The 16,664-nt window shown below is 72.1% G+C and carries 13 protein-coding genes, 1 pseudogene and 1 riboswitch; of the genes and pseudogenes, 12 read left to right on the top strand and 2 right to left on the bottom strand.

Translation table 11 applies throughout. The features are described 5' to 3' along the window. Positions 1 to 74 precede the first annotated feature (74 nt). The 8 genes from ABZ893_RS20055 (at position 75) to ABZ893_RS20020 (ending at position 8,751) form a co-directional block, all read left to right on the top strand. On the top strand, positions 75 to 1,124 hold the full coding sequence (locus tag ABZ893_RS20055; RefSeq protein WP_361405224.1) for an MBL fold metallo-hydrolase: 1,050 nt from the start codon (positions 75 to 77) through the stop codon (positions 1,122 to 1,124). Between the two features lie 102 nt (positions 1,125 to 1,226). After that, positions 1,227 to 1,490, top strand: coding sequence for a hypothetical protein (locus ABZ893_RS20050; RefSeq protein WP_361405221.1), 264 nt, complete (start codon positions 1,227 to 1,229; stop codon positions 1,488 to 1,490). 12 nt (positions 1,491 to 1,502) lie between these two features. Next, positions 1,503 to 2,708: an SPFH domain-containing protein gene (locus tag ABZ893_RS20045; RefSeq protein WP_361405218.1), complete on the top strand. Its 1,206-nt coding sequence runs from the start codon at positions 1,503 to 1,505 to the stop codon at positions 2,706 to 2,708. Between the two features lie 130 nt (positions 2,709 to 2,838). Continuing rightward, positions 2,839 to 2,958: riboswitch (cobalamin riboswitch) on the top strand. Positions 2,959 to 3,074: 116 nt separating this feature from the next. Further along, positions 3,075 to 4,274 (top strand): prenyltransferase/squalene oxidase repeat-containing protein, encoded by a 1,200-nt coding sequence (locus ABZ893_RS20040; protein WP_361405215.1) that lies wholly within the window; start codon positions 3,075 to 3,077, stop codon positions 4,272 to 4,274. Beyond that, entirely contained in the window at positions 4,271 to 4,963 is a 693-nt protein-coding gene (locus ABZ893_RS20035; protein WP_361405212.1) for an SCO2322 family protein, read from the top strand. Before ABZ893_RS20040 ends, ABZ893_RS20035 begins: the two co-directional genes overlap by 4 nt. A gap of 4 nt (positions 4,964 to 4,967) precedes the next feature. Continuing rightward, positions 4,968 to 6,131, top strand: a complete 1,164-nt coding sequence (locus tag ABZ893_RS20030) for a CbiQ family ECF transporter T component (RefSeq protein WP_361405209.1) — start codon at positions 4,968 to 4,970, stop codon at positions 6,129 to 6,131. Next, complete coding sequence (locus tag ABZ893_RS20025) at positions 6,128 to 7,918, top strand: ATP-binding cassette domain-containing protein (RefSeq protein WP_361405206.1); 1,791 nt, start codon at positions 6,128 to 6,130, stop codon at positions 7,916 to 7,918. The genes ABZ893_RS20030 and ABZ893_RS20025 overlap by 4 nt, the downstream gene beginning before the upstream one ends. Continuing rightward, complete coding sequence (locus ABZ893_RS20020; protein WP_361405203.1) at positions 7,915 to 8,751, top strand: ECF transporter S component; 837 nt, start codon at positions 7,915 to 7,917, stop codon at positions 8,749 to 8,751. Before ABZ893_RS20025 ends, ABZ893_RS20020 begins: the two co-directional genes overlap by 4 nt. A 68-nt stretch (positions 8,752 to 8,819) precedes the next feature. Here the strand turns inward: ABZ893_RS20020 and ABZ893_RS20015 are convergent, their stop codons facing one another. Further along, positions 8,820 to 9,989 carry a steroid 3-ketoacyl-CoA thiolase gene (locus ABZ893_RS20015; RefSeq protein WP_361405200.1) on the bottom strand — a complete coding sequence of 390 codons (1,170 nt, stop codon included), beginning with the start codon at positions 9,987 to 9,989 and terminating at the stop codon, positions 8,820 to 8,822. 219 nt (positions 9,990 to 10,208) lie between these two features. Between ABZ893_RS20015 and ABZ893_RS20010 the strand changes: the two genes are divergently transcribed. Next, positions 10,209 to 11,453 (top strand): cytochrome P450, encoded by a 1,245-nt coding sequence (locus tag ABZ893_RS20010; protein WP_361405197.1) that lies wholly within the window; start codon positions 10,209 to 10,211, stop codon positions 11,451 to 11,453. Between the two features lie 45 nt (positions 11,454 to 11,498). Here ABZ893_RS20010 and ABZ893_RS20005 read toward each other — a convergent pair whose 3' ends face one another. Next, positions 11,499 to 13,466, bottom strand: a complete 1,968-nt coding sequence (locus tag ABZ893_RS20005; RefSeq protein ID WP_361405777.1) for a bifunctional glycosyltransferase 87/phosphatase PAP2 family protein — start codon at positions 13,464 to 13,466, stop codon at positions 11,499 to 11,501. A gap of 430 nt (positions 13,467 to 13,896) precedes the next feature. Between ABZ893_RS20005 and ABZ893_RS20000 the strand changes: the two are divergent. The 3 genes and pseudogenes from ABZ893_RS20000 to ABZ893_RS19990 form a co-directional block, all read left to right on the top strand. Then, positions 13,897 to 15,060, top strand: a pseudogene (locus ABZ893_RS20000) (MFS transporter); the annotation flags it as partial. Between the two features lie 46 nt (positions 15,061 to 15,106). Beyond that, positions 15,107 to 15,907, top strand: a complete 801-nt coding sequence (locus ABZ893_RS19995) for a DUF2330 domain-containing protein (RefSeq protein WP_361405194.1) — start codon at positions 15,107 to 15,109, stop codon at positions 15,905 to 15,907. Between the two features lie 70 nt (positions 15,908 to 15,977). After that, a complete protein-coding gene (locus ABZ893_RS19990) occupies positions 15,978 to 16,658 on the top strand; it encodes an O-methyltransferase (RefSeq protein ID WP_361405191.1) in 681 nt (226 codons plus the stop codon). The last annotated feature ends 6 nt before the right edge of the window (positions 16,659 to 16,664 follow it).

Below are 16,664 nucleotides of genomic sequence, written 5' to 3'. Positions count from 1 at the left end.
ACGGTTGATCAGGTAGATACTTGCAACAAGTTTCAAAGACAGTGTTCGGCGGTGCACGCGAGAAGTGGGGACCCATGACTGAGGCGACCGGCCAGGTGAAGGACCACGGCGGAGGGGTCTGGAGCATCCAGGTCCCGATCCCGGACAACCCCCTCGGCTACACCCTCGTCCACCTCGTGGCCACCGACGCGGGCCCCGTCCTCGTCGACACCGGCTGGGACGACCCGACGTCGTGGGACACCCTCACCGCGGGCCTCGCCGCGTGCGGCACGTCCGTCGGCGAGCTGACCGGCGTACTCGTCACGCACCACCACCCCGACCACCACGGCCTGTCCGCCAAGGTGCGCGAGGCGTCCGGCGCCTGGATCGCCATGCACGAGGCGGACGCGGCCGTCGTGCGCCGCACCCGCCAGAACCCGCCGTCGCGCTGGTACGGCTACATGGTCACCAAGCTCATCGGCGCGGGCGCCCCCGAGGAGCACATCGCCCCGCTGATCGCGGCCCGCGACAACGGCCGCACCCGCAACATGCCCGGTCTCGACCCGGCGCTGCCCGACCGCACCATCACCCCCGGCGACCTGCTCGACCTGCCGGGCCGCCGGCTCCGCGCGATCTGGACCCCCGGCCACACCCCGGGCCACGTCTGCCTGCACCTGGACGAGGAGCACCCCGCCGGCCTCAAGGGCAACGGCCGCCTCTTCTCCGGCGACCACCTGCTCCCCGGCATCACCCCGCACATCGGCCTCTACGAGGACCCGGACGACGCCACCGTCACCGATCCTCTCGGCGACTACCTGGCCTCCCTCGAACTCATCGGCCGCCTGGCCCCCGCCGAGGTGCTCCCCGCCCACCAGCACACCTTCACCGACGCCCCCGCCCGCGTACGGGAACTGCTCGACCACCACGAGGAGCGCCTCGCGGGCCTGCGCACGCTGCTCGCCGCCCCGCTCACCCCGTGGCAGCTCGCCGAGCGGATGGAGTGGAACCGGCCCTGGGAACAGATCCCCTACGGGTCGCGCACCATCGCCGTCTCGGAGGCCGAGTCCCATCTGCGCCGGCTGGTGAAGCTGGGCCACGTGGAGGCCGTGGACGGGAGCGATCCGATGACGTATGTGGCGGTCTGACGCACCCCCGCACCCGAGCGGCCGCCCTGCGCATAGTCCGCAGGTCCCAACCGGCGTAATGTCAGTCACCTCAGAACCGGAACAACAAGGGGGCGGCCACCGATGGCGCCGGACGAGGCCGTGGTCGGCTGCACGGGGAAGCTGATCATCGGCACGCGAGGACCGGAGGGACCGGGCGAGGTACTGGTGAGGGTCAGGGGCGGCAGCGAGACGTTCTTCGCTTGGTCCGACGAGCCCCTGCGACGCGGGACGACCGTTCTGGTGATCGAGTCGCGCGGCACCCGCCAGGTCGTCGTCATGCCCTGGTCCGATCCGTCACTGGACGAGCCCGATCACGGCTCCGGCGGCATCGGCGGCTCCCGCTAAGGAGACTGAAGGATGTTCGGATATCGCGTCCCCTCACCCGATCAGGCAATGCTGATCTCGGGTGGCAGGCGGGGACTTGGGGGAGCGCCGTTCCGGGTGGTGACCGGGCACGGGAAGTTCGTCCTGCCTGTCTTCCGCAAGACCCGCTTCCTCTCCCTGGCCATGTCGGAGGCCGAGGTCGTCGAGAAGTGCGTGACCCGGCAGGGCATCTCCCTGACCGTGCGCGCCGTCATCGCCTTCAAGGTCGGCAACGACGTGGAGAGCATCGTCAACGCCGGGCAGCGGTTCCTCTCCGACCAGGACCAGATGTCGGTCCTCACCGGGCGGATCTTCGCCGGTCACCTGCGCTCCATCATCGGCTCGATGACGGTCGAGGAGATCGTCACCGAGCGCCAGAAGCTGGCCGCCGAGGTGCTCGACACCTCGAAGGCCGAGATGGCGAAGATCGGCCTGATCGTGGACTCGCTCCAGATCCAGTCCATCGACGACGGCGCGACCGGCTACATCGACGCGATGTCGGCCCCGCACAAGGCCGCGATCCAGCGGCAGGCCCAGATCGCCCAGGCGCAGGCCACCCAGGCCGCTTCCCAGGCCGAGCAGGAGGCCCAGCGCAACCAGGCCGAGTACGCCCGGCAGACCGCCGTCGTCCAGGCCCAGTACAAGGCCGAGATCGACCGCGCCCAGGCGGCGGCCGCCCAGGCCGGTCCGCTCGCGCAGGCGCACGCCGAGCAGGAAGTGCTCACGGCGCAGACCGAACTGGCCGAGCGCGCGGCCGAGCTGCGCCAGCAGCAGCTGGTCGCCGAGGTCGTGAAGCCCGCCGAGGCCGACGCCGAGCGGATCCGCGTGATGGCGATCGCCGAGGCCGAGCGGATGAAGATCCAGGCCGAGGCGGCGGCGTCGTACGACCGGGTCGCGCTCGACCGGATGCTGATCGACCAGCTGCCGCAGATCGTGAAGGAGGCGGCGAGCGGTCTCGCGGGCGCCAACGTCAACGTCCTCAACGGCGCGGACGGCCTCGGCGAGATCGCGGCCGGGCTCGTCGGCCAGGGCCTGACCATCCTCGACTCGGTCCGCCGCAACCTCGGCGCGCCCGACGGCGAGACGAGGCAGCCGGGCGGCGAGATCCAGCGCTACCTGGGCGGGGCGTCGAGCCCGGTCGACGGCGGCGGGAACGGTACGAAGCGGTCGGGTGACGACGGGCCGGTGGACATCCGGTAGCGGATTCCGTCCGGAGGATCGTCTCGGCTGTCCTCCGGAAGATCGTCCCGAAGGGGGCGGGGCACAGGTTGCCCCGCCCCCTTCGGGCACCCCTGAGGCACCCCTGAGTGGCCGGAATACGTGCCGGTACAGTGTGCGGGTCGTCCTCATGCCCGCGCGGGGGGAAGCCGGTGCGAATCCGGCGCTGACCCGCAACCGTGAACCACGCTCGTGGTGAGCCGGAATGCCTCGTGCGGTGCGTGACCGGCTCGTGTCATCGGCGCTCGCCGGTGGCCGGCACCGTCGAGGCATACGGAGCCGGAGCCGCCCGGTACCCGTGTGTGCCGTGCCGCCCGGCTCCCCGCAGGGAGAGGCACCCGCCCCACCATGAACATTCGCCGCACCGCCGCGCTCGTCGGCGCGACCGTCGTGATCGGCGCCGCCTGTGCGCCCGCCGCGGTCGCGGACAGCGCCTCGCCCTCCCCCAAGGTCGTCGTCCCGTCCGGCCTCTACGGCACCTCCGACCCGACGTACGACGGTGTCTGGCGGCAGTCGCTCGCGCTGCTCGCGCAGGACACGATGGGCGTGAAGCCCGCGTCGAAGGCTGTCGACTGGCTGACCGGGCAGCAGTGCGCGAACGGCGGTTTCGCCGCGTTCCGCTCCGACGCCGGCAAGGCCTGCGACGCCAAGACGCCCCTCGACTCCAACAGCACGGCCGTCGCCGTGCAGGCCCTCGCCGCGCTCGGCGGCCACGACGCCGAAATAGGCAAGGCCGTGAAGTGGCTGAAGTCCGTCGAGGCCAAGGGCGGCGGCTGGGGCTACATGCCGGGCGGGGCGGCCGACGCCAACTCCACGTCCGTCGTGATCGGCGCGCTCACCGCCGCCGGCGAGAAGGTCACGGACGCGCAGGCCGCGCTCGTGAAGCTGTCGATCCCCTGCACCAAGGGCGACAAGGACAGCGGCGCGTTCGCGTACCAGCCCGACAAGAAGGGCAAGCTCGCGGCCAACGCGGACGCCACGGCGGCCGGTGTGCTCGGCGGTCTCGGCAAGGGCCTGGCGCCGGTCGCCGGGAAGTCGGCCGGTGCCCCGACCTGCAAGGCCGGTACGCCGGACGCCGCTCAGGCGGCCGAGAACGGCGCCGCCTACCTGACCGGCGAGCTGGCCAAGGACCACCACCTCATGTCCGCGATGCCGGGCGCCGAGGCCCAGCCGGACTACGGCAACACGGCCGACGCGGTCACCGCGCTCGCCGCCGCCGGCCACCACGACGAGGCCGCCGGCGCCCTGACCTGGCTGGAGAAGAACTCCGCGAAGTGGGCCGAGCAGAGCGGCCCGGCCGCCTACGCCCAGCTGATCCTCGCCTCCCACGCGGCCGGCGCCGACCCGCGTGACTTCGGCGGCACCGACCTGGTGAAGGCCCTGAACGCGACCGGTCCCGCGCCGGTCACGAAGGCCGACGCCCAGGCCGCGAAGAAGGACGAGAAGAGGAGCGGCGGCCTGAGCGTCTGGTACATCGTCGCCGTCGCGGCCGTCGCCGGTATCGGCATCGGCTTCCTGTTCAGCGGCCGCAAGAAGCAGCAGCTGTGAGCAGCCGCCGACGCCTGCCCGTCCTGGCCCTCGCCCTGGGAGCGCTGCTCGCGCTCCTGGCCGGCGCGGGCCAGGCCCAGGCAACCGGTTACCGCTACTGGTCCTTCTGGGACCGCGACGGGGACAAGTGGGTCTACGCGACCCAGGGGCCGTCGACCGCGCGTCCCTCGGACGGTGATGTCGAGGGGTTCCGGTTCTCGGTGAGCGAGGACTCGCAGAGTGCGGCGAAGCCGCGCGGGACGGCGAAGTTCGCGTCGATCTGCGCGGACACCCCGGCGCGGGCCGGCGAGAAGCGCGTCGCGCTCGTCATCGACCCCGGTGTCGCGCAGGACGCGCCGTCCGGTGAGACGCCGCCGGAGCCGCGTACCGCGTGCGCGCGGGTCGCGGACGACGCGACCACCGCGGACGCGCTCGCCGCCGTCGCGAAACCGCTGCGCTACGACAACCAGGCCCTGCTGTGCGCGATCTCCGGCTACCCGAAGACGGGGTGCGGTGAGCAGGTGTCCACGTCCAAGGACAAGGGCGCGGGCAAGGGCGCGGACACGGGTTCGGTGAAGGCCGAGAAGCCGCGTGCGACCGTCGCGGAGTCGGGCGGCGGTGGTCCCGCCGTCGGTCTGATCGCCGGCGGTGGCGCCGTCGTCGTGCTCGGCGCGGCCGCCGTGTGGCAGGCCCGCCGCCGGCGCGGCTGACCCGATGAGCGGCACCGGATCGGAGACCGAGGGCGCGGGGCTTTCCGTACGTCCCCTGCCCCTGGCGGCGCCCCGCGCCCACCGCTCGAACGCGCTGCATCCCGGCGCGTGGTGGCTCTGGGCGCTCGGGCTCGGCACGGCGGCGTCCCGGACGACGAATCCGCTGCTGCTCGCGCTGCTCGTCGGAGTGGCCGGGTATGTGGTGGCGGTGCGGCGCACGTCGGCGCCGTGGGCGCGGTCGTACGGGGCGTTCGTGAAGCTGGGGCTCACGGTGATCGTGATCCGGCTGGTGTTCGCGGTGGTGCTCGGGTCGCCGATCCCGGGCACGCACGTCCTCGTGACGCTGCCCGAGGTGCCGCTGCCCGCGTGGGCGCAGGGCGTGCGGATCGGGGGCCAGGTCACCGTCGAGGGCCTGGTGTTCGCGCTGTACGACGGGCTGAAGCTGGCAGCGCTGCTGATCTGCGTGGGCGCGGCGAACGCGCTCGCGAGCCCGGCCCGGCTGCTCAAGTCGCTGCCGGGCGCGCTGTACGAGGTCGGGGTCGCGGTCGTCGTCGCGATGACGTTCGCGCCGAACCTGATCGCCGATGTGCGAAGGATGCGCGCCGCCCGTCGGCTGAGGGGCCGGCCCGACCGCGGTCTGCGCGGCCTGGTGCAGGTCGGACTCCCGGTCCTGGAAGGCGCGTTGGAGCGGTCGGTCGCGCTGGCCGCCGCGATGGACGCGCGGGGGTACGGCCGTACGGTCGAGGTGTCCCCCGCCGTGCGGCGCGCGACCGCCGTCCTGACGCTCGGCGGGCTCGTCGGGGTCTGCGCCGGCACGTACGGGCTGCTCACCGCGGACGGGCGGTACGGGATGCCGGTGCTGCTCGCCGGGGTCGCGGCCGCGCTCGGCGGGCTCTGGCTCGGCGGGCGCCGCTCGCTCCGCACCCGGTACCGGCCCGACTCGTGGGGTGTGCGGGCGTGGCTCGTCGCCGCGTCGGGGGCGGCCGTCGCCGCCGTCATGATCCGGACCGGTTCCTACGATCCCGGAGCCCTCGCGCCGGGTGTCGTGCCGCTGGCCGCGCCCGCGCTGCCGCTGTGGCCGGCGGCCGGGGTGCTGCTCGGGCTGCTGCCCGCGTTCGTGGCGCCCGCGCCGCCGCTCGCCGAAACGCCCTCGAAGGAGGCCTCATGATCCGGTTCGAGGACGTCTCGGTGACGTACGACGGTTCCGCGACACCGACTGTCAGCCGTGTCGAACTCGACGTGCCCGAGGGCGAGTTGGTGCTCCTCGTCGGCCCTTCGGGGGTCGGCAAGTCGACGCTGCTCGGCGCGGTGAGCGGGCTCGTTCCGCACTTCACCGGGGGCACGCTCAGCGGCCGGGTCACGGTGGCCGGCCGGGACACCCGTACGCACAAGCCGCGTGAACTCGCCGACGTGGTGGGCACGGTGGGGCAGGACCCGCTGTCCCACTTCGTCACCGACACGGTCGAGGACGAGCTCGCGTACGGCATGGAGTCGCTGGGGCTCGCGCCCGCCGTGATGCGGCGGCGCGTCGAGGAGACCCTCGACCTGCTGGGCCTCGCGGAGCTTCGCGACCGGCCCATCTCGACGCTCTCCGGCGGGCAGCAGCAGCGCGTCGCGATCGGCTCCGTCCTCACCCCGCACCCGCGCGTCCTGGTTCTCGACGAACCGACGTCCGCGCTCGACCCCGCCGCCGCCGAGGAAGTCCTCGCGGTGATCCAGCGCCTCGTCCACGACCTCGGCACGACGGTCCTCATGGCCGAGCACCGGCTTGAACGCGTCGTTCAGTACGCGGACCAGGTCGCGCTCCTGCCCGGCCCCGGCGAACGTCTCCGACTCGGCGCCCCCGCCGAGATCATGGCCGTGTCCCCGGTGTTCCCGCCGGTGGTGGACCTGGGCCGGCTCGCGGGCTGGTCACCGCTGCCACTGACGGTGCGGGACGCGCGGCGGCGGTCGGGGGAGCTACGGGAGCGCCTGGCCGGGCACGAACCCCGCGAGCCGGAGACCCCCGCCCCCTCCCCCGCGCCGCGCAAGTCGCTTCTGCGCCGCGCCCGTAAGACCGAGAGCGTGGAGACTTCCGTCGCCGAGGTCAGCGGGCTCGCGGTGCGCCGGGGCCGAGTCGAAGCGCTACGCCGCGTGGACCTGTCGGTCGCGCCCGGCGAGATCGTCGCCCTGATGGGCCGCAACGGCGCCGGGAAGTCGACCCTGCTGTCCACCCTCGTGGGTCTGGTCCGCCCGTCGTCCGGCACGGCCCTGGTCGGCGGCGCGGTCCCGCACCGCACGGGCCCACGCGACCTGATCCGCCGCGTCGGCCTCGTCCCGCAGGAACCACGCGACCTGCTGTACGCGGACACGGTCGCCGCCGAGTGCGCGGCCGCGGACCAGGACGCGGGCGCCGATCCGGGCACCTGCCGGGCGCTGGTCTCCCAACTCCTGCCGGGCATCGCGGACGGCACCCACCCCCGTGACCTCTCGGAGGGCCAGCGCCTCACGCTCGCGCTGGCGATCGTGCTGACGGCGCGCCCGCCGCTGCTCCTGCTCGACGAGCCGACCCGAGGCCTGGACTACGCGGCGAAGGCCCGCCTGGTCACGGTGTTGCGCGGGCTCGCGTCGGAGGGCCACGCCGTGGTCCTGGCCACGCACGACGTGGAACTGGCCGCCGAACTGTCACACCGCGTGGCGGTCCTGGCCGACGGCGAGATAGTCGCGGACGGCCCCACTCCGGAAGTGGTCGTGGCCTCCCCCGCGTTCTCACCCCAGGTCGCGAAAATCCTGGCCCCCGGCAAGTGGCTGACGGTGACCCAGATCCGCGAAGCGCTGGCCGCGACGGAGGAGCCTGCGCCCGCCGCAACGGAGGCCGCCGGGACGCAAGCCACCGCTACAGAAGAGCCCCAGGCAGAAGCCACCGCCACGCCAGACATCGCGACCGGCCCCTCCGCGACGGAGGACGACGCATGACCGCGCACCCCCAGCCGCACCCCCAAGCGCGCGCCATCCGGCTCGGCCCCCGCTCCGTGATCGCCCTGCTCCTCGTCGGCGCCATAGGCGTCGCCGCCTTCGGGTGGCCGCTGCTTGCCGGGCCGTCGTCGCAGATCAGTGCTCACGCGCAGGACGCGCCCTGGCTGTTCGCCGGGTTGCTCGTGCTGCTTGTCGGTGTGGTCGCGGCGGCCGTGTCGGACGGTGGGGTCGGGCCGAAGGCGGTCGCGATGCTGGGCGTGCTGGCCGCGACGGGCGCCGCGCTGCGGCCGATCGGGGCGGGCACCGCGGGCATCGAGCCGATGTTCTTCCTGATGGTGCTGAGCGGGCGGGTGCTCGGGCCGGGGTTCGGCTTCGTCCTCGGCTCGGTGACCATGTTCGCGTCCGCTCTGCTCACCGGCGGGGTCGGCCCGTGGATGCCGTTCCAGATGCTGGCGATGGGCTGGTTCACGATGGGCGCGGGCCTGCTGCCGGGCCCGGACCGGCTGCGCGGCCGCGCCGAGGTGCTGATGCTGGCCGCGTACGGGTTCTTCGCCGCGTTCGCGTACGGCACGGTCATGAATCTGTCCGGCTGGCCGTTCCTGAACTCGCTGTCGTCGAGCGTCGCGTTCCAGCCGGGCGCCCCGCTGCACGAGAACCTGGTCCGCTTCCTCGCCTACTGCATGGCCACGTCGCTGGGCTGGGACCTGGGACGCGCGGTCATCACCGTCGTCCTGACCCTCACCGTCGGCCCCGCGCTGCTGCGGGCGCTGCGGCGGGCCACGCGCCGCGCCGCGTTCGAGGTGCCCGTCACCTTCGGGGACACCAAGCCATAGGTACGTACGACGGAAGCGGCGCCCTCCCCCCGTGGGAGGGCGCCGCTTCCGTCGTATCCGCCGCCGGATTACAGCCGCTGGATGATCGTGCCCGTCGCCACCGCGCCGCCCGCGCACATCGTGATCAGGGCGAACTCCTTGTCCCGGCGCTCCAGTTCGTGCAGGGCCGTGGTGATGAGCCGGGCCCCGGTCGAGCCGACGGGGTGGCCGAGGGCGATGGCACCGCCGTTCACGTTGACCTTCTCCAGGTCCTGCTCGAAGACCTGCGCCCAGCTGAGCACGACGGACGCGAACGCCTCGTTGATCTCGACGATGTCGATGTCCTTGAGGGACATGCCGGCCTTGCCGAGGACCGCGCGGGTCGCGTCGACCGGCCCGTCCAGGTGGTAGTGCGGGTCGGCGCCGACGAGCGCCTGGGCGACGATCCGGGCGCGCGGCTTGAGCTTGAGGGCACGCGCCATCCGCTTGGACGCCCACATGATCGCGGCGGCGCCGTCGGAGATCTGCGAGGAGTTGCCCGCGGTGTGGATGGCGTCCGGCAGGACCGTCTTGAGCCCGGCGAGCCCCTCCATGGTCGTGTCGCGCAGGCCCTCGTCGCGGTCGACGAGCCGCCACATGCCCTGCCCCGCGGCCTGCTCCTCCTCGGTCGTGGGCACCTGCACGGCGAACGTCTCGCGCTTGAAGCGCTCCTCGGCCCAGGCGGCAGCGGCCCGCTCCTGCGAGATGAGCCCGAGCGAGTCGACGTTCTCGCGGGTCAGTCCGCGCTTGCGCGCGATGCGCTCGGCGGCCTCGAACTGGTTGGGCAGGTCGACGTTCCACTCGTCGGGGAACGGCTTGCCCGGCCCGTGCTTGGAGCCGGAGCCGAGCGGCACGCGCGACATCGCCTCGACACCGCAGCTGATGCCGATGTCGATGACGCCGGCGGCGATCATGTTGGCGGTCATGTGCGAGGCCTGCTGCGAGGAGCCGCACTGGCAGTCGACGGTCGTCGCGGCGGTCTCGTACGGGAGGCCCATGGTGAGCCAGGCCGTGCGTGCCGGGTTCATGGACTGTTCGCCCGCGTGCGTGACCGTGCCGCCCACGATCTGCTCGACGCAGTCGGCGTGAATGCCGGTCCTGCCGAGGAGTTCGCGGTATGTCTCGCCGAGGAGATACGCGGGATGAAGATTGGCGAGTGCGCCTCCGCGCCTGCCTATGGGGGTACGTACAGCTTCGACGATGACGGGTTCCGCGGCCATTGCTCGTCCTCTCCACACATCTCGGACCGTCCAGAAGACGTCAGAACTAGAACGCGTACCAGTTCTGCGTGCAGTCTCGACGCTGCTACTCCCAGTACGCAAGGGTCGTGCACGTAACGCGCGTGCAATCGGGCTTACCGCGGGTATTGCGCCTTGTAGAACCCGTTACTACCGTGCCGACGAGCTGACGCCCTGTCAGACCATCACCGGGAGTTGCCCATGCCGTGCCCCGCGCTGCCCGAAGGGTTCGACTTCACCGACCCCGACCTGCTCGAAGACCGCGTGCCCTTCCCCGAGTTCGCCCAGCTGAGGCAGTCGGAACCGGTCACCTGGATCACCCAGCCGGAGAACATCTCCGGCTTCGGGGATGCGGGTTACTGGGCCGTGACGCGACATGCGGACGTCAAGTACGTCTCGACGCACCCCGAGCTCTTCTCGTCGAACCTGAACACCGCGATCATCCGTTTCAACGAGTCGATCAGCCGCGAGCAGATCGACGTCCAGAAGCTGATCATGCTGAACATGGACCCGCCGGAGCACACCCGGGTCCGCCAGATCGTCCAGCGCGGCTTCACGCCCCGCTCGATCCGCTCGCTGGAGGACGCCCTGCGCGACCGGGCCCGCTCCATCGTCGAGACGGCCCTGGCGGGCGCGAAGTCCGACGGCTCCTTCGACTTCGTCACGAACGTCGCCGTCGAACTCCCCCTCCAAGCCATCGCCGAGCTGATCGGCGTACCGCAGGAGGACCGCACCAAGATCTTCGACTGGTCCAACAAGATGGCCGCGTACGACGATCCGGAGTACGCGATCACCGAGGAGGTCGGCGCCGAGGCGGCGATGGAGATCGTCAGCTACGCGATGAACCTGGCCGCCGCGCGCAAGGAGTGCCCGGCCAAGGACATCGTCAGCCAGCTGGTGGCCGCGGAGGACCAGGGCAACCTGTCCTCGGACGAGTTCGGCTTCTTCGTGATCCTGCTCGCCGTGGCCGGCAACGAGACGACGCGCAACGCCATCACCCACGGGATGCACGCCTTCCTGACCCACCCCGACCAGTGGGAGCTGTTCAAGCGGGAGCGCCCGGAGACGACCGCCGAGGAGATCGTCCGCTGGGCGACCCCCGTGGTCTCCTTCCAGCGCACCGCGACCCAGGACGTGGAGCTGGGCGGCGCGCAGATCAAGAAGGGCGACCGGGTCGGCATCTTCTACTCGTCGGCCAACCACGACCCCGACGTGTTCGACCGCCCGGACGTCTTCGACATCACCCGTGACCCGAACCCGCACCTCGGCTTCGGCGGCGGCGGCCCGCACTTCTGCCTCGGCAAGTCGCTGGCCGTCCTGGAGATCAACCTGATCTTCAACGCGGTGGCCGACGCGATGCCCGACCTGCGGCTGACCGGCGACCCGCGCCGGCTGCGCTCGGCCTGGCTCAACGGCGTCAAGGAGCTCCAGGTCAGCACCCGCTGACGCAGGGGCACCGATCCCGCTGACCACCCCACCGGACGAGGCTGCTCACGTCCGGTGGGGTTCTGCCGTTGCGGTCTGCCGCTCGCCGGCCTGGCGCGGAATCATCGGACGGACGTCCGTCGTGGGGCGCGCCCGCGGTCCCGACAGGACGTACGTGAGGGCGAAGCCCGCGCCGACGACCGTCGCGCCGCCCACCGCGTCGAGCACCCAGTGGTTGCCGGTCGCGATGATCGCGGAGACGGTGAACAGAGGGTGCATCAGACCGAGCGCCTTCATCCACCACTTCGGGGCGATGATCGCGATGACGAGCCCGCACCACAGGGCCCAGCCGAAGTGCAGCGAGGGCATGGCCGCGTACTGGTTGGTGAGCGCGGTCAGCGCGCCGTAGTCCGGCTTGGAGAAGTCCTGGACGCCGTGCACCGTGTCGATGAAGCCGAGCGTGGGCATCAGGCGCGGCGGGGCGAGCGGGTAGAACCAGAAGCCGATCAGGGCGAGGAGCGTGGCGAAGCCGAGCGCGGAGCGGGCCCAGCGGTACTGGGCGGGCCGCCAGACGTAGAGGACGCCGAGGACGGTCAGCGGTACGAAGAAGTGGAACGACTCGTAGTAGAAGTCGAAGAACCCCTGGAGCCAGGGGACCTTCACCACCGCGTGGTTGGCCCAGTGTTCTATGTCGATGCCGAGGGCCTGCTCCAGGGAGTGGATCTGCGTGCCGTGCGCCTCGGCGACGGCCCGGCCTCCCGTGGCGGCCAGTCTGACCTGCTGGTACGCGGTGTAGACGATGCGGATCAGGAGGAGTTCGAGCAGCAGGTTCGGGCGGGTCAGGACCCGGCGCCACACCGGCACGAGCGGCACCCAGGACCAGCGCGCCGGGACGGGCCGCGCGTACTCGGTGGGGATCGGAGCGCGGTACTCGGGGGCCGTGCGGGACAGGAACGGCACGAGCGTGGCCGCGGCGATCACGGCGATCAGCACGAGGTTGTCCCGCAGGGGGTGGGCCACCGTCACGTCCGGCAGCACCATCCTCGCGGGGAGCGTCATCACCAGGACGACCGCGACCGGCCACACCCAGCGGGCGGACACCGTCCGGCCGACCCGGCCGACGACCGCGAGGAGCAGCCACAGGAGCTGGTGCTGCCAGCTCGTGGGCGACACGGCGACGGCGACACAGCCGGTGAGGGCGACGGCGAGGAGGAGCTGCCCGTCCTCGGCGTAGTGGACGGCCCGCCGCAGGCCGACCACGGCGACCACGGCGCCCAGGACCAGGAACAGCCCGATCTCCAGGGGACCGTGCAGGCCGAGGCGCAGGAGCGCGCCGTGCAGCGACTGGTTGGCGAGCCCGTCGGGGTGCGGGCCGAGCCCGGCGCCGGCCACGTGGTGCACCCAGTACGTCCACGAGTCGCGCGGCATCGCGGCCCACGCGAGGAGCGTGCACGCGGCGAACGTGACGCCGGAGGACACGGCGGCCCGTCTGCGGCCGGTGAACCACAGGAGCGGCGCGAAGACGAGGACGGCGGGCTGGAGCGCGGCGCCGAGGCCGATGAGCAGCCCCGAGCTGCGCTCGCCGCGCGCGGTGAAACAGCCGAGGAGGACGAGGAGGACCGGGATGATGCTGGTCTGGCCCAGGTGCAGGGTGTTGCGCACCGGGAGGGACAGCATGAGGAGGCTGATCGCGACGGGGGCGGCGAGCAGGGCGCTGCGCCGGGTGACGGGCGCGGGCAGGGCGCGCGCGGCCACGAGACCGAGGACGACGACGAGGCCGAGCGTGCCGAAGGTCCAGGCCCAGCCGAGCGACTGTTCGGCGCCGCTGGCGAGGGGTTTGAGCACAAGCCCCCCGAAGGGGGTACCGGTGAACTGGCCGGCGTCGTAGAGGGGGCCCTTCACATGCAGGACGCCCTCGGGGCCGATCCAGGTCTCCAGATCCGCGAGGCGTTCACCGCTCGGGGTGCTCAGTACGGCCACGACCTGGCGTACCGCGAGGAACGCGGCGATCAGCCAGAGGCCCGCCCGGGCCATCCCCAGCCGTCCCGTCGCGGCCCCCGCCCCCAACGCTTTGCCCACTCCCCGCTCCACGTTCGCCACGCGCCGCCGGCCCTCCCGTCAATCGTCTGTCCCACGAGGCTCGCATTACCCCCGAGGTCAGACGCGTACAACCCCACATTCACCTGACCGTCACCGGATTTTGACCGGATGACAATGGTGTGAGGCCCGCGTGGTTGCAGCCGGAGGCCGCGACATAGGTCACAGGTTTATCCCATAACTCCACGTCAGATCCGGTGCGTCATGCCTGGCCGGACCCACTTTTGCCGCTGTGCGCAGCGACGCGAACACTACCCGTAACGATCCGCACTGCCCCTATGGTCGGTTTCAGGCCGCCCCCTCGTGGGCGGCCTCGTCCGTGACCCGGACGTGTCCCTGTCCCCGTTGAAAGCAGGCGAGCAGACCCTTGTCGAGCGCTCTTTCCGTCGCACCCGAGACCAAGGCCCCCGGCGGGGGGTCATCACCAGAGGTCACCGTCACCGACCCGGCGCTCGTGAAGCGCGCGGTCAAGGCGGCGGCACTCGGCAACGCGATGGAGTGGTTCGACTTCGGCGTCTACAGCTACATCGCCGTCACGCTCGGCAAGGTCTTCTTCCCGTCGGGCAACCCCACGGCCCAGCTCCTGTCGACCTTCGGTGCCTTCGCCGCCGCGTTCCTCATCCGTCCGCTGGGCGGCATGGTCTTCGGCCCGCTGGGTGACCGCGTCGGCCGGCAGAAGGTCCTCGCCATCACCATGATCATGATGGCGGCGGGCACGTTCGCCATCGGCCTGATCCCGTCGTACGCGACGATCGGCGTCTGGGCGCCGGTCATGCTGATCGCGGCCCGCCTGGTGCAGGGCTTCTCGACCGGTGGTGAGTACGGCGGCGCGTCGACGTTCATCGCCGAGTACGCGCCCGACAAGAAGCGCGGCTTCTTCGGGAGCTGGCTGGAGTTCGGCACGCTCGCCGGTTACATCGGCGGTGCGGGCCTGGTGACCCTGATGACGGCCCTGCTGTCCTCGCACGACCTGGTGGCCTGGGGCTGGCGCATCCCGTTCCTGATCGCGGGCCCGATGGGCATCATCGGCCTCTACCTGCGGATGCGTCTCGAGGAGACCCCGGCGTTCGCCGCGGCCGCTGCCGCCGCCGAGAAGTCGGAGAAGTCCCGCCCCAAGGTGCGGGTGCGCGAGATGGTGACCGGCCAGTGGAAGGCGATGCTCCTGTGCATCGGCCTGGTCCTCGTCTTCAACGTCACCGACTACATGCTGCTCTCGTACATGCCGAGCTACCTGACCGGCCAGCTGCACTACAACGAGACGCACGGGCTCCTGCTGATCCTCGGCGTGATGGCGCTGATGATGATCGTCCAGCCGTTCGCGGGCAAGCTGTCCGACAGCCTCGGCCGCCGTCCGGTGATCGCTGCGGGCTGTGTCGGCTTCTTCGCCCTGTCGATCCCGGCCATGCTCCTGATCCGCAACGGTGGCCTGTGGGCGGTCGCGCTGGGCCTCGGCGCGCTCGGCCTGCTCCTCGTCTGCTTCACGGCGGCGATGCCGTCCGCGCTCCCGGCGCTGTTCCCGACCCGGGTCCGCGGGCGTCGAGCTGGGCGATCCGGGGCTGTTCTCGCAGTTGCGGGAGGTGACGAAGCCGGTCGTGCGCACCCGGCACCACTTCTGGCCGGGCGACGACGACTGGCCGCTCGCGGGCGGCAGCGGCGACGGCGTCGCGGCCGCTCCCCGGCCCGGCGGCCCGGTCGGCGTCGTCGACCGCGAGCACCTCGGCCCGTTCGACGTCGCCCGCCTCACCGCGACCGACCCGAAGGCCCTCGCCGACTGGCTCCACGAGAACGGCTACCAGCTCCCCGACCGCCTCGACACCGCGCTGCGCCCGTACGTCGACAAGGGCTGGGAGTACGTGGCGATCCGCCTCGCCCCCGCCGACGCGAACGGCGTGCTCGGCGGCACGCTCGACCCGCTCCACCTCAGCTTCGCGAGCGACGGCCTCGTCTACCCGATGCGGCTGTCCCGGCTCGCCGCCAACACCCAGCACCTGCGCCTCTACGTGCTCGCCGGGCACCGCATGGAGCCGCGCTCGTCCATCGGCGGCGACGCCCCCGAGGTGGCATACGCGGGCCGGATCCCCGCCCGGACGAGCGGCGCCCTGGCCGAGTTCGCCGGCGGCGAGCGCTATCTGACCGCGCTCACGCAGGCGTTTCCCCAGCCCTCGCGCATCTACGACGACCACGAGCTGCGGCGCACCGCGAGCGACGCACCGTACCGGACCGTCGTGTGGAACGACGAGCTCCTGACCGTCGGCGGCGTGCCGGTGTGGCTGCTCACCGTGGCCCTGCCGCTGCTCCTGCTGGTGGCCGCGGCCGTCGTCGTCGCGCTGCGCCGCCGGTCGCGCGGGCCCGTGCCCGCCCCGCCGCCGATGGGCTGAATCGGGCGCGGGGCCGGGCGGCTCCCGAATCGGCGCGCGGCCGGCCACCCGGTGCGCTCATCATGGGGCCATGGCTGAGCACGCACCCGAAGACCAGTGGACCGCTGTCGACGACTACCTGACCGGCCTCCTCGCCCCGGCCGACGAGGCCCTCACCGAAGCCCTCGCGGCCAGCGAGGCGGCGGGCCTCCCGCACATCAACGTCGCCCCGAACCAGGGCAAGTTCCTGCACCTGCTCGCCCGGATCCAGGGCGCGCGCCGCGTCCTGGAGATCGGCACGCTCGGTGGGTACAGCACGATCTGGCTGGGCCTCGCCCTGCCCGCGGACGGCGTCCTCGTCTCCCTGGAGTACGACCCCCGGCACGCCGAGGTGGCCCGCGCCAACCTCGCCCGCGCAGGCCTCGGCAAGATCGCCGAGGTCCGCGTCGGCCCCGCCCTCGAATCGCTGCCCGTCGTCGCGGCCGACCACCCCGACCCGTTCGACCTCGTCTTCATCGACGCCGACAAGGTCAACAACGGGAACTACGTCGAGTGGGCGGTGCGGCTGACCCACCCCGGCAGCGTGATCGTCGTCGACAACGTCGTACGCGGCGGCCAGGTCACGGACGACTCCGGCACCGCGCTCGACATCGTCGGCACGCGCGCCGCGCTCCAGCTGATCGCCGACCACCCGAAGCTGGACGGCACGGCGATCCAGACGGTCGGGGCGAAGGGTTACGACGGCTTCGCGCTGGCCCGCGTACTCGCGTGATTCTGA

Origin of the sequence: Streptomyces sp. NPDC046821 (assembly GCF_040645335.1) — a bacterium.
Lineage (GTDB): Bacteria > Actinomycetota > Actinomycetes > Streptomycetales > Streptomycetaceae > Streptomyces.
This window is presented reverse-complemented; position numbering and strand designations above follow the sequence as displayed.